The sequence below is a fragment of the Endozoicomonas montiporae CL-33 genome, from assembly GCF_001583435.1.
GTDB lineage: Bacteria > Pseudomonadota > Gammaproteobacteria > Pseudomonadales > Endozoicomonadaceae > Endozoicomonas_A > Endozoicomonas_A montiporae.
Genome location: NZ_CP013251.1, coordinates 2,070,920 through 2,094,091 on the forward strand (window position 1 = coordinate 2,070,920; position 23,172 = coordinate 2,094,091).

Consider the following 23,172-nt stretch of genomic DNA (forward strand, 5'->3'; position numbering starts at 1 on the left):
TCACAGGGATAATACGACAGCCTGGAGCGTGTGAAACGCCTGGAGATGTACGGGATGAAACTACCAATTTACCTTGACTACTCAGCAACGACACCGGTCGATCCTCGTGTCGCCGAAAAAATGAGTCAGTGCCTGGTTGCTGAAGGTAACTTCGGCAACCCTGCCTCTCGATCGCATGTGTTTGGCTGGAAGGCCGAGGAAGCCGTGGAAGATGCACGTCGCAATGTCGCCGACGTGCTGGGTGCCGACCCCCGCGAAATTGTCTGGACTTCCGGTGCGACCGAGTCAGACAACCTTGCGATTAAAGGTGTTGCTCACTTCTATGCCAAAAAAGGCAAGCACATTATTACCTCCAGAATCGAACACAAAGCGGTTCTGGACACCTGTCGTCAGCTGGAGCGTGAGGGCTATGAAGTCACTTACCTCGATCCGGATGCGGACGGCATTATTACTCCGGAAATGGTGGAATCCGCCCTGCGTGATGACACAATTCTGGTTAGCCTGATGCATGTCAATAACGAGATCGGCGTAATCAACGATATTGCGGCTATTGGTGAAGTCACTCGAGCCCGCAAGGTTCTGTTCCATGTGGATGCTGCCCAGAGTGTGGGTAAAATTCCTCTGGACATGAACGCTGTGAAAGTCGATCTGCTCTCTGTTTCTGCCCACAAAATGTACGGACCCAAAGGTATTGGTGCGTTGTATGTGCGCCGTAAACCCCGTGTGCGTCTGGAAGCCCAGCTTCATGGTGGTGGGCACGAGCGCGGCATGCGTTCCGGCACTTTGCCAACACACCAGATTGTTGGGCTGGGTGAAGCCTGTCGTATTGCCAGAGAAGAAATGGTCACAGACCATGAACATTGCCTGAGCCTGCGTCAGCGTTTCCTGAACCACTTTGAGGGTATGGAAGAAGTACACGTCAATGGCAGTCTGGAGCAGAGAGTGGCTGGTAACCTGAACATCAGCTTCGCTTTTGTGGAAGGTGAATCCCTGATCATGGCGCTGAAAGACGTTGCGGTTTCTTCGGGTTCCGCCTGTACTTCAGCCAGTCTGGAACCTTCTTATGTGTTACGTGCGTTGGGGCTGGATGATGAACTGGCACACAGTTCCCTGCGTTTCAGCTTCGGGCGTTTCTCGACACCCGAGGAAGTGGATTATGCCGCTACCCAGGTGAAGGATGCAGTGGTTAAGCTGCGTGAACTGTCGCCTCTGTGGGACATGTACAAGGACGGCGTTGACCTGAAATCTGTGCAGTGGGTTGCACACTAAGTGAGTTTCGGTGCCGGCTCCGGCCTGAATGACCGGAACCGCATCATCGCAGAATAGGGTGGGAGGATAGAACCATGGCTTACAGTAAAAAGGTGGAAGACCATTACGAGAACCCTCGTAATGTCGGCAAGCTTGATGACAAGGCCGAAAATGTCGGCACCGGCATGGTGGGTGCACCCGCCTGTGGCGACGTGATGCGTCTGCAGATTCAGGTGAGTGAGGAAGGGGTGATTGAAGACGCCCGTTTCAAAACTTACGGTTGCGGTGCTGCCATTGCTTCCAGCTCTCTGGCAACAGAGTGGATGAAAGGCAAAACGCTGGAAGAGGCATCCGAGATCAAAAACACCGATATCGCGGAAGAACTGGCACTGCCGCCAGTCAAGATTCACTGCTCGGTACTGGCTGAAGATGCCATTAAAGCGGCAGTGGATGACTATCGTAGTAAACATGACGGTGAATCCGCAGCCTGATTCACCGCAGTGACAGGCGGAACCTGTCGCGGTTAATTTTAGTTGGAGTATTTCATGGCGATCACCATGACCGCTGCCGCAGCAAGGCATATCAGGGATCAGTTGAAAAAACGCGGTAAAGGCGTTGGCATCAAGGTGGCTGTTCGTACGTCGGGCTGTTCCGGCATGGCCTACGTGCTGGAATTTGTCGATGTAAAAGCCGACGAAGACAGCATGTTTATCAGTCAGGATCTGGAAATTCATTCTGACCCGAAAAGCCTTGTTTATCTGGACGGTACCGAGCTGGACTTTGTGAAAGAAGGCTTGAACGAAGGTTTCCAGTTTAATAATCCTAACGTCGCCAGTGAGTGCGGCTGCGGTGAAAGCTTCAACGTCTGATTTTATAGTTAACCCGGCCTTTTCTCAGGTCGGGTTTCTTGTTTTATCCCCTCTAAATTCTTACTTCCGGATAGCAGCATTTTTTGCCACTCCCGAAGCCATTTGGAACAAGCATCGCCGTGGTTGATATATCGAAGAACTATTTTGAACTGTTTCAGCTTCCTGTTGCCTGTCAGGTTGATCTGTCACTGTTGTCGGAACGGTATCGGGAACTTCAGAAAACCGTACACCCTGATCGTTTTGCCGGTGCTGACGACCGTCAACAGCGACTGGCTATTCAATACGCGGCCTATGTTAACGAAGGCTATGAAACGCTGAAGTCGCCTATGACAAGATCGTTATATCTTTTGGATCAGGCGGGTTATAAGGTTGATCTTGAAAACAATACGGTGATGGATCCGATGTTTCTGATGGAACAGATGGAATTGCGCGAGGCTATATCAGAAATGCGCGATCATGCTGATCCTGAATCAGAACTGGAGCGTCTGGTTGATGACGTGGGTGAAGGGATTGAAGCCCTGTTTGGTACCTTTGAACAGCTGTGGCTGATTGCTAGCGAAGCCGGTACTGATGCGCCCGCCAGAGACGATGCGATGAAAAAGGCACAGGATACTGTACGAAAGATGCAGTTCATGGTTAAGCTTGCGGCTGAACTGGAACAGCTGGAATCCGAGCTGCTTGATAGCTAAAGACCAGTTGCAGATATAAGGCAATAGAATGGCATTACTACAGATTTCCGAACCGGGGCAAACGCCTGAACCGCACCAGCGTAAAAGGGCGGTGGGTATTGACCTGGGTACAACCAATTCCTTGGTGGCGTCGGTGCGTTCTGGCAACGCGGATACGCTGCCTGATCATCAGGGTGAACATATACTGCCTTCTGTCGTGCATTACGGGGAGCAGGGTGTCACTGTTGGTCAGCAGGCTGAGCAACATATGATCAGCGATGCACTGGATACCATTGTTTCCGTCAAGCGTCTTATGGGGCGAGGGTTGCACGATCTATCGACTCTGGGTGGTGTGATGCCATACCGTTTTGTCGAGTCTGAAAGTCAGATGCCTCTGATTGAAACTCGCCGCGGTGCAGTCAGTCCGGTGGAAGTTTCTGCTGAAATTTTGCGTTCCCTGGCAGTGCGTGCCACTGAAACGCTGGGGGGCGAGCTGGACGGAGCTGTGATTACCGTACCGGCCTATTTTGATGAATCCCAGCGACAGGCGACGAAAGACGCGGCTAAGCTGGCAGGTCTTAATGTTTATCGCCTGTTGAATGAGCCAACGGCGGCGGCTGTCGCTTATGGACTGGATCAGGGTGGTGAAGGTCTGATTGCTGTTTACGACCTTGGTGGCGGCACGTTTGATATTTCCATTCTGCGTCTGCAAAAAGGTGTGTTCGAAGTATTGGCAACCGGTGGTGATACAGCGCTTGGGGGCGATGATTTCGATAAAGCGGTTGCAGGCTGGATGTTGGCTCAGGCTGGTGTGAATGAATCCACCCTGACGAATGAACAGCATCGTCAGATTATGCTGGAAGGTCGCCGTGCTAAAGAAGCATTGACTGATCATGAAAGCGTGGATGTGTCGTTTAATGGCTGGTCTGGTGTGTTAACCACACAACCGTTTAATGCGCTGGCTGACGAGCTGATTGACCGAACCCTGCGAGCGTTCAAACGCGCACTGAGAGATGCAGGCTTTAAAGCCAAAGATATTGAAGCGGTGGTGATGGTCGGCGGTTCGACCCGAATGCCACGGGTTCGCTCGCGTATTGCCGATTTTGCCAAAAAGCAACCGTTGACGTCTATTGATCCGGATCGTGTTGTGGCCGTCGGTGCTGCTCTGCAGGCGGACGTGTTGGCGGGGAATAAGTCAGGCGACGATATGTTGTTGCTGGATGTTATTCCACTGTCGCTGGGTCTGGAAACCATGGGCGGCCTGATGGAAAAGGTGGTTCATCGCAATACCACCATTCCGGTTGCCAGAGCTCAGGAGTTTACCACTTATAAAGACGGTCAGACGGCAATGGCCATTAACGTCTTTCAGGGTGAGCGAGAGCTGATTAAGGATAACCGTTCTCTGGCGCGCTTTGAGCTTCGTGGCATTCCGGCACTGCCTGCCGGTGGTGCTAAAATTCGTGTCACTTTCCAGGTCGATGCAGACGGCTTGCTGGGTGTGTCGGCGGAAGAAATGTCTACCGGTGTCAAAAGCAGTATTCAGGTGAAGCCGTCCTATGGCCTCACGGATGATGAAATTGCCCGTATGCTCAAAGACTCTTATTCTCATGCGGTGGATGATCGAAACAGTCGCCGTTTGCTGGAGCAGCAGGTCGAGGCGGACCGTCTGTTGGAGGCTCTGGTAGCCGCCATGCAGGCGGATGGTGAAGCCCTCTTGAATGAAGAAGAATACCGGTCTGTTCTGGCAGATATGGAGCAGCTGAAAGCGACCCGTCAGGGTGACGATGCTGACGCCATTACCCGCGAGATTGAACGGGTGAGCAAGGCGACGGAAGAATTTGCCGCGCGTCGTATGAATCAGGGTATCCGCAAGGCCCTGTCCGGCCATAGTATTGATGACTTTGAGGAGTCCTGATTATGCCTCAGATTGTATTTCTGCCCCACGATGAACTCTGCCCGGAAGGAGCGGTGGTTGAAGCTGAAGCCGGTGTGTCGGTGCTGGATGTTGCTCTGCAGAATAACATCGAGATTGAGCACGCCTGTGAAAAATCCTGTGCCTGTACCACCTGTCATGTCATTGTTCGGGAAGGGTTTGACAGCCTCGAAGAGTCCGACGAGCTGGAAGACGACTTGCTGGATAAGGCATGGGGTCTTGAGCCAGAGTCCCGACTGAGTTGTCAGGCCGTGGTCGCGGATGAAGATCTGGTGGTTGATATTCCCAAGTACACCATTAATCAGGTTTCCGAGCGTCATTAAGGGGCGCTTGTTCATAACGAGGGGGAAGTGTTATGAGTCTGAAGTGGACCGATATTTACGATATTGCCATTGAGCTATCGGAAGCTTATCCGGACACCGATCCGCAGTATGTCAATTTTGTTGACCTGCGCAACTGGGTTCTGGCGCTGGAAAACTTTGATGATGACCCTGAGCACTGCGGTGAAAAGGTGCTGGAGGCGATTCAGATGGCCTGGATTGAAGAAATCGGTTAATGGCCGTTATCGTGAGTCAATGCTGATGGGTGGTCGTCCCTGCTTCCTGTAGACAGGGACGTGCTTTAACTAACCATTATTATTTTACTCAGTAAGCTGGAACTCAAACAATAAGTCGTCTGCTGCCTGAAGTTGTTGTTTTAGGGATATAATCTGATTTTCAGCCTCCTTCAGGAGCGTACTCAAGTGTTCAATTTCTTCTGTTTGGGCAGACTGGCTGTTTCTTTGTTCCGCAAGCTTTGCTGAATTTTCTTCAAATGTGTTCTCAAGGCTTTCCTTTTCCAGAGTGATGTTTTCTATGTCTTGCTCAAGGCTTTCCTTTTCCAGAGCGATGCTTTCTATGTCCTGCTCAAGGGACTCAATCTGCTGATTTCTTTGTCTTAAATTTTCTAAAATAACGCTCACGTTGTTTTGACTGCTTTCTAGCTTCTGTTCCATTACCCTGTTGGCTTCCTGTAACCTCAGGCGCTCGCTTTCCTGAAGTTTGAGTTCGTTCTCCAAAAACTGTAACTGCCCTATGAAGGATCGACAGCGGCATTGTAAGCCTTCAAATTGCGCTGAAAGCTCGGTAAGGGTAGCCTCTTTTGTAGTCAGGGTGCGGACTAATTCAGCTTTTGTCTTGCTTAGCCTTATAATGCGACCTTCCTGTATGTCCTGATATCTTTTTCTGGATTCGAGAGCTTGAGTCAGTTCTTCTTGGCTTTCATAGGATTGTATCTTGGCCAGTTGCAGATCCTTGGTCGCTTTTTCAAGTTTCTGATTGAGTCTGAACTGCTTTCTATCGGTTTGCATCGACCGTTCGGTATTGCTTTTCTTTAGTCTGGTATATTCTTCCACTAATCCCTTGCAACCCAGTTGCGCTGTTTCGAGTTTGTACTCCAATTGTCTAATGGTTTTTTCCAAGTTTTGCCTGACTGCGGTTGTACGACGATTAGTAGATTCACGTTCTATTCTGAGTTGCTCTTCTTCCTCCCATTTTTGTGCCTGTTCTGCCAGTCTCAGGCTCATCTGTCTTTCCTGTTTCGCGGCACTGGCTTCTGATGCTTTTGTTCGATCGTCACTGATGCAGTTAACAGCGTAACTGACTGCGCTGGCTAGAAGAGAGAGTGGTGCGCCAATGGTAAGAGTTCCCAAAAGTGGTATGCCTGTGGAGAGTATTGAGGAACTGTACGATGTGTCTGATAGGGCATTGGACTCATGAGCGGAAGCCAGTGTATTGATTCTGCTGGCCTGATTTCTGACATCATGAATGGCTTTAGCATATTCTCTGTTTTTGATCAGACTACCGGCTTCGCACACGATCTCGTAATTACTATGTTCGAGTGCCGATAGCTCACTGGCTTGTTGATTTTCCTGCAAAAGCATTCTGGAGACCGGGCCGATGACTGGAGTGATACTAAAGGCGGTCTCTAGGGCTTTTGTGGCGGGCAGGTAATGATCCAGCTGTTGCAGTAGCCGGTTGCACCCATTGGTTACAGCGTCAACAGCATGGCCGAGAAAGCTGCGTTTTGGCACGATGCCGGACGGTTTCCATGACTCAAACGGTGTGGTCTGGTCGGTAAGTGTTCCGGCTAATCCTGCAAAGTCCATAGATTTCATCCTTGAATCTGGTCGTAAAATTACTCAGATCATTGAGACAAGGCTCGGGTGTATTGGTTCCCATTTAAACCGGAATACTTCAGGAAATTCACGGCTCATTTTCTGTACGGAATGCTGGAATGTATTGTGGTCTTTACCACTTCCGGGGTGGTAGTTATTACCTTCTGACTGGACACTTCCTATGCTATTTGCCGCCTTGCTGCGGGTCATAAAGACTGACAGTTTCACTGTCATCGTTTACAATGCCGCCATGCCATTCTTCATGATGTCCCTGTAAGTAAAGCTCTATGATTTGCAGTTGGTTGTGAAGAATGTCTCGAACTGAATTATAAGAACGGTCCCTTTCCGGTCGCTGAGCAGGCCGGGACTGGCGGGCCACGAACAAAGACAAGTTTGGAGAGTCTAAATGGCCGTAGAACGCACTTTGTCGATTATTAAGCCGGACGCTGTTGCCAAGAATATAATCGGTAAAATATACAAGCGCTTTGAAAAAGCGGGTCTGAAAATCGTTGGCTCAAGGATGATCCATTTGAGTCAGGAGAAAGCAGAAGGCTTTTATGCAGAACATAAAGAACGGCCATTTTTCCCTGATCTGGTGGCCTTTATGACGTCGGGCCCTGTGGTGGTCTCTGTTCTGGAAGGGGACAATGCAGTGGCTCTGCACAGAGAGCTGATGGGCGCAACCAACCCGGCTGAAGCGGCACCAGGAACCATTCGTGCGGATTTTGCTCAAACCATTGACGAAAACGCCGTACACGGTTCGGACTCTCCAACATCAGCAGCTCGGGAGATTGATTATTTCTTTGATGAAGCGGAACTCTGTCCGCGAACGAGATGATAGTACGATTGCCGGGCTTTGCGCCCGGCAATTTTGAGGTATAGAAATGTCAGAAACAGTCGGTCAGTCCGTCTCTGAAGTGAATGAAATGGCTAAAACGAACCTGCTGGGTTTGTCCCGCAGCAAGATGGAAGCCTTCTTTGTCAGCATTGGTGAAAAGAAGTTTCGTGCCCAGCAGGTGCTGAAGTGGATTCATCATGAGCGTGTTGACAGCTTCGACGATATGACCAATGTCAGCAAGGCTTTGCGTGAGCGACTGAAACAGGTCGCCGAGATTCGCGGGCCTGAAATTGTCAGCAGTCATTTTTCTGAGGATGGTACCTGTAAATGGGTGGTCAGGGTGACCAGTGGCAGTTGTGTAGAAACCGTTTACATCCCGGAAGGGGATCGTGGCACATTGTGTGTGTCTTCTCAGGCAGGTTGCTCGCTGGACTGCAGCTTCTGTTCAACGGGCAAGCAGGGTTTTAACTCGGATCTGACGGTCGCCGAAATCATTGGTCAGGTCTGGGTAGCAGCCCGGCACTTTGGTAACGTGCCTGCTAAAATCGATCGTCGCATTACCAATGTGGTGATGATGGGCATGGGTGAGCCACTCATGAACTTCGATAATGTGGTCGATGCCATGAATCTGATGATGGATGACTTTGGTTATGGTCTTTCCAAGCGTCGGGTGACACTGAGTACTTCCGGTGTGGTGCCCATGCTGCGCAAGCTGGGTGAAGTGACCGATGTGTCACTCGCGGTATCGCTGCATGCACCCAACGACGAACTTCGTAATGTGCTGGTTCCGATCAATAAGAAGTATCCGTTGGCTCAATTGATGGATGCTATTGATTTTTACATGAATTCACTACCGGACAACCGTCGTGTGGTGACGATTGAGTATACCTTGCTGGCAGGTGTGAATGATCAGCCTGAGCAAGCCGAACAGCTGATTGAGTTGTTGAAAGATGTGCCCTGCAAGCTGAATCTGATACCCTTTAATCCATTCCCTCATTCCGGTTACGACCGACCCAGCAATAATGCGGTTCGTCGTTTTCAGGAAAGAATGCAGGCTGCCGGTTTTAATACAACGGTACGCAAAACCCGTGGGGATGATATTGATGCTGCCTGTGGTCAGCTGGTGGGACAGGTGAATGACCGAACACGCCGAAGCCAGCGCTATATTGAAGCAAGGCAGCTGGAAGCCTGAATAAGCCCTGATAAGGCAGTGCTCTTTCTCAATAAGGTTGCACTGTCTTTTGCGGGCAATACTAATAATCAGGGGAGTAGCATGACTGCAAGAAGGAAGCCTTGTTCAGCTTTCATGTGTGCAATGCTGGCGGTTGTATTAACCGGTTGTGTGTCAACAGGTGGCCGGCAGACGGATGAAAATCAGGCTGTGCGTAGCTATATTGATCTCGCCAGAGGCTATGTGCAGGAAGGGTATACGGAGAATGCCATTAAGCCGTTGAACCGGGCTTTGGAAATTCAACCAGGTTCGTCTGATGTACATGCTATGTTTGCTCTCGTCTATCAGCTTCAGGGCGAGAACAGGTTGGCAGAACAATCGTTCCGCAAGGCGCTTTCTCTCAGTTCCGGCTCTTCTGAAATACACAACAACTATGGTGCATTTCTTTTCAGTCAGAACCGTTTGAGCGAAGCTTACCGTCAGTTTACACTGGCTGGAGATGATGTCCGCTATCCTCAGCGCAGTCGCGTTTTCGAGAATATGGGGCTGGTTGCACTGCAGCAGGGGCAGCGCGACAGGGCTCGGCAGAATTTTGAAAAATCCCTGAAACTGAATGCCAATTTACCCAGGGCCAGGCTTGAGCTGGCGTCTCTTTTCTATGAACAGGGACAGTACCCTCTGGCCTGGGAGCATTATCAGACATTTGTCACAATGTCGTCGCAAAATGAGCGTAGCCTGCAGCTGGGAATCAGGCTGGCAAGAGCTAACGGCGACAACAGCGCAGCAGCCCGTTATGCTGATGAGCTGCAGCGTTATTATCCCAACTCAAAAGCGGGGTGGGATTCCCGGAGTCGAAGCAGTTATGACTACTGACTTATTAGAAGCAAAGACCGAAACAGAAAGCGAAAGCCTCTTGGATGAAACAGTAAATGCCGATATTCAGTCGGCGCACGATCAAAAATCCGCTCAGGCAGAAGAAAGAGGTACCCTGTCTCCCGGTGAGAGGCTACAACGATCCCGTGAGATAAAAGGGCTGACACCGGAAGAGGTGGCGGACCTCCTCAAAATTCCTGCATCTTATATTGTTGCTATTGATCAGAATGCTTTCGATAAACTGCCGGGGCTGATGTTCGCCCGGGGGTACCTGCGAAGTTATGCCCGACTGGTAGAGCTTGATGCGGATGAAATTATCCATCACTTCGATCAGTTTACCGGTGACAACGGTAAGGAAACCCCCAGGCTTTCCGAGGGGAAGGATGTAGAAATTCGCCGCCATGTATCGCCGGTGGTGAGTGTTGGTGGAGTGGTCAGTATTGTTTCCATTCTGCTGGTGGTAGCTTTTAGTTATTACAACTGGGGCGGAGGACGCACCGATGCGGCTTCGGAAACGGACGTTGCAGAACTTGTAGCCCCATCGCTGCCTGATACTGCTGCTCTTCAGCCTGTGGCTGTCGAGCCAGAGATTTTGCCTCAGGTGACTGAGCCAGACCCTGCTGTTCTGATGCCTGATGACCTGGGTGAGCCCGTGGCTGATACTCGTCAAGACGAAATAGTTCCTGCAGAGGTCGTTGCGTCAGAGGCTCCGGTTCAGGAAGTCGTTAACCCGGTTGAGACTGTTAATCCGGTTGAGACTACAGCACAAGCAATTGTTCCTCCTGTGGAACCGGCACTGCCGGGTATGACGCATCTGGTGATTCGCTTTATTGAGGATTGCTGGATTCAGGTGCGTGATATGGCGGGTAAAAGTCTCTATACCGATGTGCAGAAAGCGGGTTCCAGTCTGGATCTGGAAGTGCCTGATACCATTCAGGTTCGGTTTGGTAACGTGGCGGGTGTGCAGTCGGTAACTTTCAATGGTGAACCGGTTGAGGTGAAGGCCTCGGAACCGGGTCGTAATGTGGTCAGTCTGGTGCTTGGCTCTGAAGATGCCGGTTAATCAGTATTTTGACTGTTATCATTAAGCCGGAACCGTTATAGTTGCTCCCTTTGTCCGACCGGCCTGTCTGGTTGGCATAGTTGAGGATTGAGAGGACGTCAGAAGTTGGCAAAGCAACTGAAAGCTATTCGTGGCATGAACGATCTCCTGCCAGGTCAGAGTCCGGCATGGCAGTATCTTGAAGGTAAGTTTCGGCAGCTGATGGCCCATTATGGCTACAGTGAAGTTCGTATGCCGATCGTTGAGCCCACTGATCTGTTCTGCCGTGGTATTGGTGCTGGCACCGATGTCATAGAAAAAGAGATGTACACCTTTAATGATCGCAACGGTGAAAGTCTTTCTTTACGCCCGGAATCAACCGCCAGTTGTGTGAGAGCGGCGATAGAACACGGGCTGCTTTATAATCAGGTTCAACGCATGTGGACGTCAGGTCCGATGTTCCGCTATGAGCGTCCTCAAAAAGGTCGCTATCGTCAATTTCATCAGTTTAGTGTTGAAACCTTTGGCATGGCCGGCGCAGATATTGATGCTGAACTGATTCTTCTCACTGCCCGCTTCTGGAAAGAACTGGGATTGACTGAGCATGTTCGGCTAGAGTTGAATACGCTGGGGACGCTGGAAGCGCGTAAGGCCTATCGTACCGCTCTGGTTGAATACCTGAGCCGCTACGAATCTGAACTGGATGAAGACAGTCAGCGTCGCCTGAGCATCAATCCGATGCGCATTCTGGATAGCAAAGATGCACGTACTCAGGAGATCGTAAAAGATGCGCCTGTATTGCAGGACTATCTTGATGACGAGTCCAGAGAGCACTTTGAAACCCTGAAAAGCATTCTTGATGCTGCCGGTGTTCAATACGTCGTCAACCCGACGCTGGTGAGAGGGCTGGATTACTACAGTCGAACCGTGTTTGAATGGATTACAGACAGTCTGGGCGCTCAGGGCACCGTCTGTGGCGGCGGGCGCTACGACGCTCTGGTTGAGTTGCTGGGTGGTAAGCCAACGCCTGCGGTAGGTTTTGCCATGGGTATCGAACGCCTGGTGCTGTTGCTGGAAACCCTGAATCTGATTCCGGACAGTGTCAGTAAAACCATTGATGTTGCAGTGGTGACCCGTGGTGAAGGCGTTAGCGGGCGTGCCATGCCAATGTTGGAAACCCTTCGCAATGGCTTGCCGGAACTGCGCATGCAGGTGAACTGCGGCGGTGGTTTCAAAGGACAGATGAAGCGTGCTTATAGTAGTGGCGCTGATATTGCCCTGATTATTGGTGAGGACGAGCTGGCGAACCATTCAGTCACCGTTAAACCACTGAACAGTGACGAGCCTCAGCAAACGATGGACGTGAATGCAGCGATTGAGTATCTGCAGGCAAAATAACCCTGACATCTGCTGTTTGATGTGGCACGTTGCCCGACAGTTAAGATGATTAGAAAAGGTTTCTCAGGAGTAAGAGTGTGAACCGTACTGACGAAGAAGAAATTGAGCTGCTTAAACGCGTCTGGTCTGAATACGGTAAGCCAGCCGTTTATGGTGTGGCGATTACCATGGCGGTTATTTTTGGTTACAAGGGTTACCAGAAGCATCAGTATGAAACGGCTTCTGCCGCATCTGCCCTGTACCAGAATCTGTTGGAGGCCACACAGGCTGGTCAGATGGCTCAAACGCTGTCTGAAGATCAGAAGAGCACGATGACTCATGTGGTCAGCAGCCTTCAGGATGACTACAGCGGTACACGTTACGCGTCGTTTGCCACCATGATTCAGGCGCAGCAACAGGTGCTGGAGAATGATCTGGACTCGGCACGCGCCTCTCTGGAGTGGGTGTTGAATAACAAGCCTGAAGCTGAGGTAGAGCAGGTGGCTCGTGCCCGTCTGGCTCGTGTCATTCTGGGTCAGGGTGACGAACATGCTCAGGCGGCTCTGGATGTTCTTGCCAAGGCAAAAGCGGACGAGGCCTTTGTAGCGACTGTTGAAGGTGTTCGTGGTGATGCTTACGTGGCTCTGGGTCAGCTGGATCAGGCACGCGATGCATACCAGAAAGCGCTGGATGCGGCTCGTGATCATGGCGAGTCCCTGCCAATACTGCAATTTAAACTGGACGATCTGGCAGCTAACGTACAAGAGGGCTAATGCATGGAACGGTTTTTCAGGTCGCTGATGGTGGTTACTCTGTCAGTGGGTTTGACAGCCTGTGGTATGTTCTCCAAGGATGACGAGGAGGTGCGTACCCCCAAACCCCTGACCAGCTTTGAAGCCAGTGTCGAAATGAAGCAGGTCTGGTCCCATAACATCGGTGAAGGTGTCAGAGACAGCTATGAACAGCTGTTGCCTTCCGTGTTTGGTGATGTCATTTACACCGCTGGTGCTAATGGAACCGTTACCGCGCTGGAATTGGAATCAGGCAAACGGGTCTGGAACCGCAAGCTGGGCGTTCAGGTAGGTGGTGGTATCAATGCCATGCAGGGCATGCTGCTGCTGGGTACGCTCGATGGCCGGGTTCTGGCTCTGAGTGCTGAAGATGGTAGCGACCTCTGGGAAACCCGTGTTAGCAGTGAAGTGATTTCGATCCCTCAGATGAGTGGCAATACGGTTATTGTGCAGAGCATTGATGACACCGTATCGGCGATTAACGCTGAGACCGGCGAGATTGTCTGGACGCAGGAGAATCTGCAGCCTGCTCTGACATTAAGGGGTTCCAGCTCGCCACGGATTGAAAGTGGTGCGGTGTTTGCCGGGTTCCACAGTGGTGAAGCCCGGGCGTATCGCATTGAAGACGGCACGCCGCTCTGGGCCAGCAAGGTGGCATTACCTAAGGGTTCCTCGGAACTGGAACGAATGGTTGATATTAATGCATCGCCGCTGATTGTGGGTGATAACGTATTTATGGTCAGCTATCAGGGTAATGCGGCTGCACTGGATATGTACAGTGGCAGGGTGCGCTGGAATCGTGAGATTTCCAGTTACAAGCCGATGTCTTCCGGTTTTGGCTCTCTGTACCTGACGGATCAGGACAGCTATGTCAGCTCCATTGATCAGCGAACCGGTGCGGTTGGCTGGCGTCAGGATCAGCTGGAGTATCGTCAGGTGAGTGCGCCGGCAGCTTACAGCAGCTATGTTGCAGTGGGCGATCTGGATGGCTACGTGCACCTCCTGTCCCAGGTGGATGGCAGTATGGCAGGCCGCTATAAGGTGGGTACTGCGATCAGGTCGCAGCCAGTCTCTGCCGGGAATCTGTTGCTGGTGCTGGATGCTAAAGGCAAGCTGTATGCCTTTGCTCAAAAGTAGCTATCGTAAGTAGCTTCTAAAATAATTTATAACCGGAATCAGCTGGTTCCGGTTGTTTGTCTCTCATCGGGCTGAATCCTGAACAGGTTCAGCCCGTTTTGTGTTTTTAAAACAGCTGCGAAAGTCACTGTACTTGCGTTGTTGTTTCTATTGAAATGTTGCCTGATGGTTTTCTGTTCAGAAGCTTTCGGAGCGTGGCTTGGTGTTCGAATAGTTTAATGTCCGAATAGCCTGAAGTCCGAAAAGCTCGTAGTCAGAAAGTCATCTGGCAACGTTTATGGTAAGAGAAGTATGGTTCCTGTTATTGCTCTGGTGGGGCGCCCTAATGTCGGTAAGTCCACCCTGTTTAATCGTCTGACGCGCTCCCGTGATGCGCTGGTAGCCAATGTTGCCGGTCTGACCCGCGACCGCAAATACGGTGAAGGTAAAATCGGTGCCAGTCCTTATATTGTTGTTGATACCGGCGGTATCAGTGGTGATGAGGAAGGTATTGATTCTGTTATGGCTGAGCAGTCTCTGGCGGCTATTCGGGAAGCGGACATTGTCTTGTTCCTGGTGGATGCCCGTGCAGGTTTGACCGCTGCTGATGAAATGATTGCGGATCATTTGCGCAAACAGAACAAACGCTACCACCTGGTGTTGAATAAAACTGACAGCATCGATGCCGATCAGGCTGAGACCGATTTTGCCGTACTGGGTTTTGGTGAAGCGTTCCATATCGCTGCGGTTCATGGTCGTGGCGTGCGCGGCATGATTGATGGCGTACTGGAAGAAAACAAGGCGCTCAACCCTGAAGAGTTTGATGAAGAATACGAAGCGGAAACCGTAAAAGCTCGCGGCATCAAGATTGGTATTGTCGGTCGTCCGAATGTGGGTAAATCCACACTGGTTAACCGTCTGCTGGGTGAAGACCGGGTGGTGGTTTACGATCAGGCCGGTACTACCCGGGACAGCGTTTATATTCCTTACGAGCGGTTTGGTCAGGAGTACACGCTGATTGATACGGCCGGTGTGCGTCGTCGTGGCAAGGTGCATGAGATTGCCGAGAAGTTCTCGGTGGTCAAAACCCTGAAAGCCATTGAAGATGCCAACGTGGTCGTACTGGTGGTGGATGCCCGTGAAGGTATTGTGGAACAGGACCTGCATATGCTGGGCTTTGTTCTGGATGCCGGTCGTGCCGTTGTGATTGCGGTCAACAAGTGGGACGGTATGAAGGAAGAAGAACGCAAGCGGGTGAAGGAAGAGCTTTCACGTCGCCTTGAGTTCATCAACTTTGCCCGGATTCATATGATCTCTGCGCTCCACGGTACCAATGTGGGTCACCTTTACGAGTCCATTGATGAAGCTTATGAGTGTGCTACCCGCAAGCTGTCCACTAATCAACTGACCCGTATTCTGGAAGATGCGGTGAAGATTCATCAACCGCCCATGGTGCGTAACCGTCGAATCAAACTGCGTTACTGTCATGCCGGTGCGATGAATCCGCCAACGATCATCATTCACGGCAACCAGACGGAAGAAGTGCCAGCGTCTTATAAACGTTATCTGGAAAATACCTTCCGTAAAGTACTGAAAATCATGGGAACACCGATTCGTATTGAGTTCCGCACCAGTGAGAACCCGTACGAGGATCGCAAGCGCGAGCATCGCAAGAATACCGGTGAAGGCCGCAAGGTGACCCATAAGCGCCGTACCATTGAAGTCAGTGAGAAAAAGCTGAACAAGAAAAAGAAGAAGGTGCAGTCGCGCAGAAAAGGTACGTCCTGAAGCCTTGATGTTTTAGAGTAAAGGTTGGCAAGTGCTTTCTGGAGATGACAATGAATCTGTTTAACAATGTTCCCCGGTCACTACCTCAGGAATTTATCGAGGTGCTGGCTGAAGGTAAAGACGTAACGATTGAACGCATTGTTTCCAGAGGGCATGTGACGCCTGAGGGCGATTGGTATGATCAGGAGAGGCACGAATGGGTGGTTCTTCTGACCGGTGCTGCGGCAATAAAAATAGAAGGAAAGCCAGAGCTGATTCGTTTGGCTCCCGGCGATACTCTATACCTGCCTGCGCATTTGCGACATCGGGTGGAGTGGACCGACCCGGATCAGGATTCTCTATGGATTGCTGTTCATTACCGATAGAAAACAGACTGTTGCTGTAACCAGAAAGGCCGCGAATCAATCGCGGTCTTTCTGGTTTTGGGGTTCTTCCTTTTAAGTGCTGGCTTCAGGTTTCTGATATTTCTGGATAAAGTGTGTCCACCGTACAGGCTGCTGAGCCTGAGCTGAAGCGGGCAGTGATCTGATCTCCCGGCTTGAGTGAGTCTGCCGTTGTGATGATGCCTTCATCCTTCTGTACGATTGAGTAACCCCTTGAAAGCGTGGCAAGCGGGCTGACAGCGTTCAAATGTCCTGATAGTTGTTGTAGCTGGTGATTGCGGCGTTCCAGCTTTTGTTGCACCAGATGTTGCAGGTTTTCTGATGCTTGTTCAGTGCGATGTCTTATCTGTTCGAGTAATCTGTCCGGGGATTGTTGAAATAACCGGTTTTGTAGCTGTTGAGCCTGTCCGGACTGCTGTTGCAGTGAAATTCTCATACCCTGATGCAATCGTATTTCAAGGTCGTTCAGGCGTTGGTGGTGTTCTCGCAGCCGTTCACCCGGGTGCCTCAGGCGCAGGCTGATGCTGTCCAGTGACTGGCTGGTGGATTGCAGCTTGTGCTGAATATGGATGTTGAGTTTGCGATGCAGCATATCCAGTTTGTGCAGCCACTCCTGTCGGTCAGGGCTAAGAATTTCTGCGGCGGCTGAAGGTGTGGGTGCCCGGTAATCAGCAACAAAATCGGCAATAGTAAAATCAATTTCATGTCCGATGGCGCTGACAACCGGAAGTTGGCTACCGGCTATGGCTCTGGCAACAGCTTCTTCATTAAAAGGCCAGAGATCTTCCAGTGATCCGCCGCCTCTGCCCACAATCAATACATCAAGGTTGGGCATCCGGTTTGCCAGAGTGATGGCATCAACGATCTCTCGGGCAGCACCTTTGCCCTGAACCGCAGCAGGAATGATGGTGATCTTAATGGCAGGAAAGCGTCGTTTAAGTACCGCCACTATGTCTTTAATGGCTGCTCCGGTGGGCGAGGTGACTACGCCGATATGGCGGGGTAGTGCCGGAATCTCTCTTTTGCGTTCTGCGCTGAACAGCCCTTCGTCGGCCAGTTTGGTTTTCAATGCTTCAAAAGCCCGTTGCAGGGCTCCGGCACCTGCTTCTTCCAAGTGATCCACAATCAGCTGGTAGTCGCCGCGCCCTTCGTACAGGCTGACCCTTCCTCTCAGAAGCAGTTGCATGCCTTCAGTTGGCGAGAATTTCAGGCCGCTGTTTCGGTTTTTAAACATGGCGCAGCGTATCTGCGCATTGGCATCTTTTAAAGTGAAGTACCAGTGTCCGGAACGTGGGCGTGCCAGTGCCGACAGTTCGCCTTCAACGCGAACATTGCCGAAATGCGTTTCCAGCATGCGGCGACTACGACTGTTCAGTTCTGTGACAGTCAGTGGGCGATGTGTTGACGATTGTGAGAATGAGTCGTCAGAAAAATTGTATAAGTTTTGACCGCGCATTATTCGGCTCAGGCTTGGTGGTGTTTGAAAATGTCTTCGTATTTCCGTCTATATCACTGAAAAGCAACGGAAATTACCTAATAATTAATACGTTATCACTAATATGTTAATTAATACGTAATGCTTACAATTCAGACGTTAACTGTTTTTTAGTTTCCTGTTAAGGATTGTTATGTTTCTTGTGCAACTTCTGGTCGTTCTGGCCTGTATTCTGATCGGTGCCCGCATTGGTGGTGTGGGTCTTGGTTTGATGGGTGGTGTGGGTCTTGCCATTCTGAGTTTCGTCTTCGGTCTGCAGCCAACCAGCCCGCCGATTGACGTTATGCTGATGATTGTTGCTGTGGTGTCTGCTGCTGCGTGTATGCAGGCTGCGGGTGGTCTGGATTATCTGGTTCAGGTCGCTGAAAAAATTCTGCGTAAGAATCCTAAGCGTATCACCTTTATGGCACCTGCGGTGACTTATGTATTCACCATGTTTGCCGGTACGGGTCACGTAGCTTACTCTGTACTGCCGGTGATTGCTGAAGTATCCCGTCGTACTGGTGTTCGTCCTGAGCGTCCACTGTCCATGGCGGTTATTGCTTCCCAGGTGGGTATTGTTGCCAGCCCGATTGCGGCGGCGACTGTTGCCATGCTGGGCTTCCTGAGTGGTTTTGAGGGCGTGACCCTGGCGACTATTCTCGGTATCACCATTCCTTCGACGGTGATCGGTCTGGGGCTGGCGGCGCTGGTGACCAACAAGCTGGGTAAAGAGCTGAAAGATGACCCTGAATTCCAGAAGCGTATGCAGGATCCTGCGTTCCGCGCCAAGATGGAAGAAGAGTCTGGTGATCTGGTTAAAGAACTGAAGCCGGGTGCCAAGAAGTCTGTGGCGATCTTCCTGCTGGCGGCTGTATCTGTAGTGGTAATGGGTGCGTTCCCGTCCCTGCGTCCTGTATTTGAGTCCGGTGCCCGCATGGGTATGGCTCACACCATTGAAATCATTATGCTGTGTGCCGGTGCGGCCATGGTGGCGTTCTGCGGTATCAATGTTGCTGATGTGACCCGTGGTGATGTATTCATCGCTGGTATGCGTGCGGTTATCGCGATTTTCGGTATCGCCTGGTTGGGTGACACCTTCTTCGGTGCCCACGACGCTATGCTGAAGTCCGGCATCGGCGAAATGGTCAGCATGTACCCATGGGCCTTTGCTATCGCACTGTTTGTACTGTCTGTGATGGTGAACAGTCAGGGCGCCACCACCGGTACCCTGATGCCTCTGGGTGTGGCTCTGGGTCTGCCAGCGGGTGCTTTGATTGCTATGTTCCCTGCGGTAAACGGTTACTTCTTTGTGCCTAACTACGGTCCGATCATTGCTTCCATCGACTTTGATAGCACCGGAACCACCAAGATCGGTAAGTATGTGTTCAACCACAGCTTTATGCTGCCGGGTCTGATGTCGATCATCTTCTCCGTGATCGCTGGCTTTGTGATCTCCGGTATTGTGATGTAATACTCTGATAATAAAGAGAAAATTACATATTCTGCAAAAACCGCAACCGAGAAGTTGCGGTTTTTTTGTATTGGCATTCGAATAATTTCAAGGTATTCTGCGTTTGATAGGAATGCGGACTGCGGTAGGATCCCAGAAATTTTATCCGCGATTTTTATCAACGTACTGGATCGGTAACAGGTAATGCTGAGAATTGCCCAAGAAGCCCTCACCTTCGATGATGTCCTGCTTTTGCCAGGTTATTCCGAAGTCCTCCCGAATGATGTTTCTCTTAAAACCCGTCTGACCCGTGACATTGAGCTGAATATTCCTCTGATCTCTGCTGCTATGGATACAGTGACTGAAGCTCGTCTGGCGATTGCCATGGCTCAGGAAGGCGGTATTGGTATTATTCACAAGAATATGACCGTTGAGCAGCAGGCGCATGAAGTTCGCAAGGTTAAGAAGCATGAAAGTGGTGTGGTGAAAGACCCGATCACTATTGATTCTTCAGCCACGGTGCGTGATTTGCTGGAATTGACCGGGAAGCACAAGATTTCCGGTGTACCAGTGCTGGACGGTGACGACCTGGTGGGTATTGTAACCAGCCGTGACGTTCGTTTTGTCTCTAATCTGGACAAAATTGTGTCCCAGATCATGACCCCTAAAGACCGTCTGGTGACGGTTGTAGAAGGCACAGATCAGGAAACAGTGCGCAAGTTATTGCACAAACACCGCATTGAAAAAGTGCTGGTCGTTGATGAAAGCTTTGGCCTGGTCGGCATGATGACCGTTAAAGACATCAAGAAAGCACAAGACTATCCTCTCGCCAGTAAAGATGACCATGGTCAGCTGCGTGTCGGTGCTGCTGTAGGTACCGGGCCGGAAACACCGGAGCGTGTTGCTGCGTTGGTTGAAGCGGGTGTTGATGTGGTCATTGTTGATACGGCCCACGGTCACTCCAAAGGTGTCATTGATCGCGTTCGCTGGGTCAAGGAGACTTACCCGCACGTTCAGGTGATCGGCGGTAACATCGCTACGGGTGCAGCAGCACTGGCGCTGGCTGAAGCCGGAGCCGATGGCGTCAAAGTGGGTATTGGTCCGGGTTCTATCTGTACCACCCGAATTGTAACCGGTATCGGAGTGCCGCAGATTTCCGCAGTCGCCAATGTCGTTGAGGCTCTGAAAGGTACTGATATTCCGGTCATTGCAGACGGTGGTATCCGTTTCTCCGGTGATCTTGCCAAGGCGATTGTGGCCGGTGCCGGTACGGTGATGCTGGGCAGTATGCTGGCCGGTACGGAAGAAGCGCCGGGCGAAGTTGAGCTGTTTCAGGGTCGAAGCTATAAGGCTTACCGTGGTATGGGTTCACTCGGTGCCATGGCTCAGGCTTCAGGCTCCAGTGACCGTTATTTCCAGAGCACGGAAGACGGCACAGAAAAACTGGTGCCGGAAGGTATTGAAGGTCGTGTGCCCTACAAAGGCCCGCTGAATGCCATTATTCACCAGATGGTGGGTGGTCTGCGTGCAGCAATGGGTTACACCGGTTCTGCCGATATGCTGACCATGCGCACGGTGCCGGAATTTGTCCGGGTGACCAATGCCGGTATGAAGGAATCTCATGTACACGACGTGACGATTACCAAAGAAGCACCGAACTATCGTGTTGGCTGACTTCAGTTGAATACATTAAAGAACAGTCGGATTTATTCCGGCTGTTCTGCTTTTAGTTTCCATATAAATGTTGGAAATGATTGGCTGTTTGCAGTCATTTTCTTTTGCCCAAGGCTGTTTTGAGAAGACTATGTCTAACGCAATGTCTAACGCAATGTCTAAGGATATTCACGCTGAACGAATTCTGATTCTGGATTTCGGTTCCCAGTATACGCAGCTGATTGCCCGTCGAGTGCGTGAAATCGGTGTTTACTGTGAATTGCATCCGTGCGATATGAATGAACAGAAAATTCGCGAATTCGCTCCTAAGGCTGTCATTCTGTCCGGTGGCCCGGAATCGGTGACCGGTGATGATTCCCCTCGGGCGCCAGACGTTGTTTTTGATCTGGGCGTGCCGGTTCTGGGTGTCTGCTACGGTATGCAGACCATGGCTGAACAGATGGGCGGTAAAGTATCGACCTCCAATCTGCGTGAGTTTGGTTATGCCCAGGTGACGCTGGAGGAAAAGAGTCGTCTGTTTGATGGCATTGAAGACCATATCTGTGATCACGGCCGTCTGAGTCTGGATGTATGGATGAGTCATGGAGACAAGGTCAGCCAGTTGCCGGAAGGCTTTGCGCTGGCCGCTTCTACTGAATCCTGCCCGATTGCAGCTATGTCCTGTGAAGAAAAACAGTTCTATGGCATTCAGTTCCACCCTGAAGTGACCCATACCAAGCAGGGTCATCGCATCCTTGAGCGTTTCGTGGTGGATATTGCCGGTTGTGAAAAGCTGTGGACACCGGGTCAGATTATTGAAGACGCTATTGCCCGTGTGCGTGAGCAGGTAGGTGACAAGCAGGTACTGCTGGGTCTGTCTGGCGGTGTGGATTCCAGCGTTGTGGCGGCACTGTTGCACAAGGCGATTGGTGATCAGCTGGTCTGTGTATTTGTTGATAATGGTCTGCTGCGCCTGAACGAAGGCGATCAGGTGATGTCCATGTTCGCGGAAAACATGGGTGTGCGCGTGATTCGTGCGGATTCTGAAGATCTGTTCCTGGGCAAGCTGAAAGGTGTGGATGAGCCGGAAGCCAAGCGCAAGATCATCGGTAACACTTTTATTGAGGTGTTTGATGAGCAGGCAACGGCTCTGAATGGTGTTGATTTTCTGGCGCAGGGTACCATCTATCCGGACGTGATTGAGTCGGCTGGTGCAGAAAGCGGCAAAGCGCACGTGATCAAGTCTCACCACAATGTGGGTGGTCTGCCGGAAGACATGAAGATGGAGCTGGTTGAGCCACTGCGTGAGCTGTTTAAGGACGAAGTGCGCAAGATTGGTCTGGAGCTGGGTCTTCCGTACGACATGGTTTACCGTCATCCGTTCCCGGGACCAGGTCTGGGTGTGCGTGTGCTGGGCGAGGTGAAGAAGGAATACTGTGATATTCTCCGTCGTGCCGATGCCATCTTTATTGAAGAGCTGCGCAAGGCGGACTGGTATCACAAGACCAGTCAGGCATTTGCGGTATTCCTGCCGGTGAAATCTGTGGGTGTTGTGGGTGATGGTCGTCGTTACGAGTACGTGATTGCTCTGCGAGCAGTAGAGACCATTGACTTTATGACCGCACGCTGGGCGCATTTGCCTTATGAGCTGCTGGAAAAAGTATCGGGTCGTATTATTAACGAAATTGAGCATGTCTCTCGTGTGACATACGACGTTTCCAGTAAGCCGCCTGCGACCATCGAATGGGAGTGATTTGCCTGTCGCTATGCTGAGCAGTAAAGGTAAATGAGTTGTACTATTGATCCCCCGTCATCCTGTATGGCGGGGGTTTTTAGTTAAAAAGTGTTTGAAAAACATTAATTTACGGAACCTTTTGCTAGAATATTGATCTATTTCAGGGAATGGGAGAAGTTTTTGTGCTGGTCACGGTTGTCAGGCTGTGATCATTGTGCATAATAGTCTTCCATCAGGGGTGACGTGGCAGGAAGCCGTCGCTACGTCCCTGCCTGTGATCCTCTTGAATGAGTACTCTTGAACGAGAACTCTTGAACTAGAAAGTAGAGGCGCACTGTTTTAATAGTAATCCGGAGTAGGGTGACTCCGTTGGTCTGAGCATTTCAGCCAGTAAACCGGATGAAAGGAAAAAGTGCCGAAGTGGATACGATGGTCATGTCGGTCCGCTGGTGGTGCATCGAAGAGGTGTACTACTGTCACGGTTTTTAACTGTGGAGAGCTACTGGAAGTCTGCGTGGTCTGGTGTTTGAACCATCAGTGCGTCACGCAAATAGAAGTATGAACAAACCCGTCGTGCTTCTCATCCAACTGCCTCCTGATCTGAC

At 51.0% G+C, this 23,172-nt stretch carries 21 protein-coding genes and 1 riboswitch; of the genes, 19 read left to right on the forward strand and 2 right to left on the reverse strand.

Annotated features, from left to right (window positions below; translation table 11 throughout):
- Positions 1-54: 54 nt before the first annotated feature.
- The 7 genes from EZMO1_RS09485 to iscX all read left to right on the forward strand — a co-directional run bounded on the left by EZMO1_RS09485 (position 55) and on the right by iscX (position 5,274).
- Positions 55-1,269, forward strand: coding sequence for an IscS subfamily cysteine desulfurase (locus tag EZMO1_RS09485; protein ID WP_034873028.1), 1,215 nt, complete (start codon positions 55-57; stop codon positions 1,267-1,269).
- Positions 1,270-1,343: 74 nt separating this feature from the next.
- Positions 1,344-1,739, forward strand: coding sequence for a Fe-S cluster assembly scaffold IscU (gene iscU / locus EZMO1_RS09490; protein WP_034873029.1), 396 nt, complete (start codon positions 1,344-1,346; stop codon positions 1,737-1,739).
- A gap of 54 nt (positions 1,740-1,793) precedes the next feature.
- Complete coding sequence (iscA, locus tag EZMO1_RS09495; RefSeq protein ID WP_034873566.1) at positions 1,794-2,117, forward strand: iron-sulfur cluster assembly protein IscA; 324 nt, start codon at positions 1,794-1,796, stop codon at positions 2,115-2,117.
- Between the two features lie 119 nt (positions 2,118-2,236).
- Complete coding sequence (hscB, locus tag EZMO1_RS09500; RefSeq protein ID WP_034873567.1) at positions 2,237-2,806, forward strand: Fe-S protein assembly co-chaperone HscB; 570 nt, start codon at positions 2,237-2,239, stop codon at positions 2,804-2,806.
- 28 nt (positions 2,807-2,834) lie between these two features.
- Positions 2,835-4,700 carry a Fe-S protein assembly chaperone HscA gene (hscA, locus tag EZMO1_RS09505; protein ID WP_034873030.1) on the forward strand — a complete coding sequence of 622 codons (1,866 nt, stop codon included), beginning with the start codon at positions 2,835-2,837 and terminating at the stop codon, positions 4,698-4,700.
- A gap of 2 nt (positions 4,701-4,702) precedes the next feature.
- Positions 4,703-5,041 carry an ISC system 2Fe-2S type ferredoxin gene (fdx, locus tag EZMO1_RS09510; RefSeq protein WP_034873031.1) on the forward strand — a complete coding sequence of 113 codons (339 nt, stop codon included), beginning with the start codon at positions 4,703-4,705 and terminating at the stop codon, positions 5,039-5,041.
- Positions 5,042-5,073: 32 nt separating this feature from the next.
- Positions 5,074-5,274 carry a Fe-S cluster assembly protein IscX gene (gene iscX, locus EZMO1_RS09515; protein ID WP_034873032.1) on the forward strand — a complete coding sequence of 67 codons (201 nt, stop codon included), beginning with the start codon at positions 5,074-5,076 and terminating at the stop codon, positions 5,272-5,274.
- Between the two features lie 84 nt (positions 5,275-5,358).
- Here the strand turns inward: iscX and EZMO1_RS26180 are convergent, their stop codons facing one another.
- Entirely contained in the window at positions 5,359-6,282 is a 924-nt protein-coding gene (locus EZMO1_RS26180; protein WP_145912551.1) for a coiled-coil domain-containing protein, read from the reverse strand.
- 997 nt (positions 6,283-7,279) lie between these two features.
- Here EZMO1_RS26180 and ndk point away from each other — a divergent pair.
- From ndk to EZMO1_RS09570, 9 genes are all read left to right on the forward strand, one after another.
- Positions 7,280-7,711: a nucleoside-diphosphate kinase gene (gene ndk, locus EZMO1_RS09530; protein ID WP_034873035.1), complete on the forward strand. Its 432-nt coding sequence runs from the start codon at positions 7,280-7,282 to the stop codon at positions 7,709-7,711.
- Between the two features lie 46 nt (positions 7,712-7,757).
- Positions 7,758-8,903 (forward strand): dual-specificity RNA methyltransferase RlmN, encoded by a 1,146-nt coding sequence (gene rlmN / locus EZMO1_RS09535; RefSeq protein ID WP_201772135.1) that lies wholly within the window; start codon positions 7,758-7,760, stop codon positions 8,901-8,903.
- An 81-nt stretch (positions 8,904-8,984) separates the two neighbouring features.
- The gene (gene pilW, locus EZMO1_RS09540) at positions 8,985-9,755 is read left to right on the forward strand and encodes a type IV pilus biogenesis/stability protein PilW (protein ID WP_082211617.1); all 771 of its coding nucleotides are present in this window, start codon (positions 8,985-8,987) and stop codon (positions 9,753-9,755) included.
- Positions 9,745-10,818, forward strand: coding sequence for a helix-turn-helix domain-containing protein (locus tag EZMO1_RS09545; protein WP_034873036.1), 1,074 nt, complete (start codon positions 9,745-9,747; stop codon positions 10,816-10,818). Before pilW ends, EZMO1_RS09545 begins: the two co-directional genes overlap by 11 nt.
- 105 nt (positions 10,819-10,923) lie before the next feature.
- The gene (hisS, locus tag EZMO1_RS09550; protein ID WP_034873037.1) at positions 10,924-12,195 is read left to right on the forward strand and encodes a histidine--tRNA ligase; all 1,272 of its coding nucleotides are present in this window, start codon (positions 10,924-10,926) and stop codon (positions 12,193-12,195) included.
- A 77-nt stretch (positions 12,196-12,272) separates the two neighbouring features.
- Positions 12,273-12,947, forward strand: a complete 675-nt coding sequence (locus EZMO1_RS09555; protein ID WP_034873038.1) for a YfgM family protein — start codon at positions 12,273-12,275, stop codon at positions 12,945-12,947.
- 3 nt (positions 12,948-12,950) lie between these two features.
- Complete coding sequence (gene bamB / locus EZMO1_RS09560) at positions 12,951-14,102, forward strand: outer membrane protein assembly factor BamB (RefSeq protein WP_051789360.1); 1,152 nt, start codon at positions 12,951-12,953, stop codon at positions 14,100-14,102.
- 291 nt (positions 14,103-14,393) lie between these two features.
- Positions 14,394-15,869, forward strand: a complete 1,476-nt coding sequence (der, locus tag EZMO1_RS09565; protein ID WP_034873039.1) for a ribosome biogenesis GTPase Der — start codon at positions 14,394-14,396, stop codon at positions 15,867-15,869.
- Positions 15,870-15,919: 50 nt separating this feature from the next.
- Entirely contained in the window at positions 15,920-16,234 is a 315-nt protein-coding gene (locus EZMO1_RS09570; RefSeq protein WP_034873040.1) for a cupin domain-containing protein, read from the forward strand.
- A gap of 85 nt (positions 16,235-16,319) precedes the next feature.
- Here the strand turns inward: EZMO1_RS09570 and xseA are convergent, their stop codons facing one another.
- Positions 16,320-17,708 (reverse strand): exodeoxyribonuclease VII large subunit, encoded by a 1,389-nt coding sequence (gene xseA / locus EZMO1_RS09575; protein ID WP_082211621.1) that lies wholly within the window; start codon positions 17,706-17,708, stop codon positions 16,320-16,322.
- 172 nt (positions 17,709-17,880) lie between these two features.
- On the opposite strand from xseA, the gene EZMO1_RS09580 reads away from it, so the two are divergent.
- From EZMO1_RS09580 to guaA, 3 genes are all read left to right on the forward strand, one after another.
- Positions 17,881-19,200, forward strand: a complete 1,320-nt coding sequence (locus EZMO1_RS09580; protein WP_034873041.1) for an anaerobic C4-dicarboxylate transporter family protein — start codon at positions 17,881-17,883, stop codon at positions 19,198-19,200.
- 183 nt (positions 19,201-19,383) lie between these two features.
- A complete protein-coding gene (guaB, locus tag EZMO1_RS09585; protein WP_034873042.1) occupies positions 19,384-20,853 on the forward strand; it encodes an IMP dehydrogenase in 1,470 nt (489 codons plus the stop codon).
- 154 nt (positions 20,854-21,007) lie between these two features.
- A complete protein-coding gene (guaA, locus tag EZMO1_RS09590; protein ID WP_034873574.1) occupies positions 21,008-22,585 on the forward strand; it encodes a glutamine-hydrolyzing GMP synthase in 1,578 nt (525 codons plus the stop codon).
- 298 nt (positions 22,586-22,883) lie between these two features.
- A riboswitch (Lysine riboswitch) is annotated at positions 22,884-23,077 on the forward strand.
- The last annotated feature ends 95 nt before the right edge of the window (positions 23,078-23,172 follow it).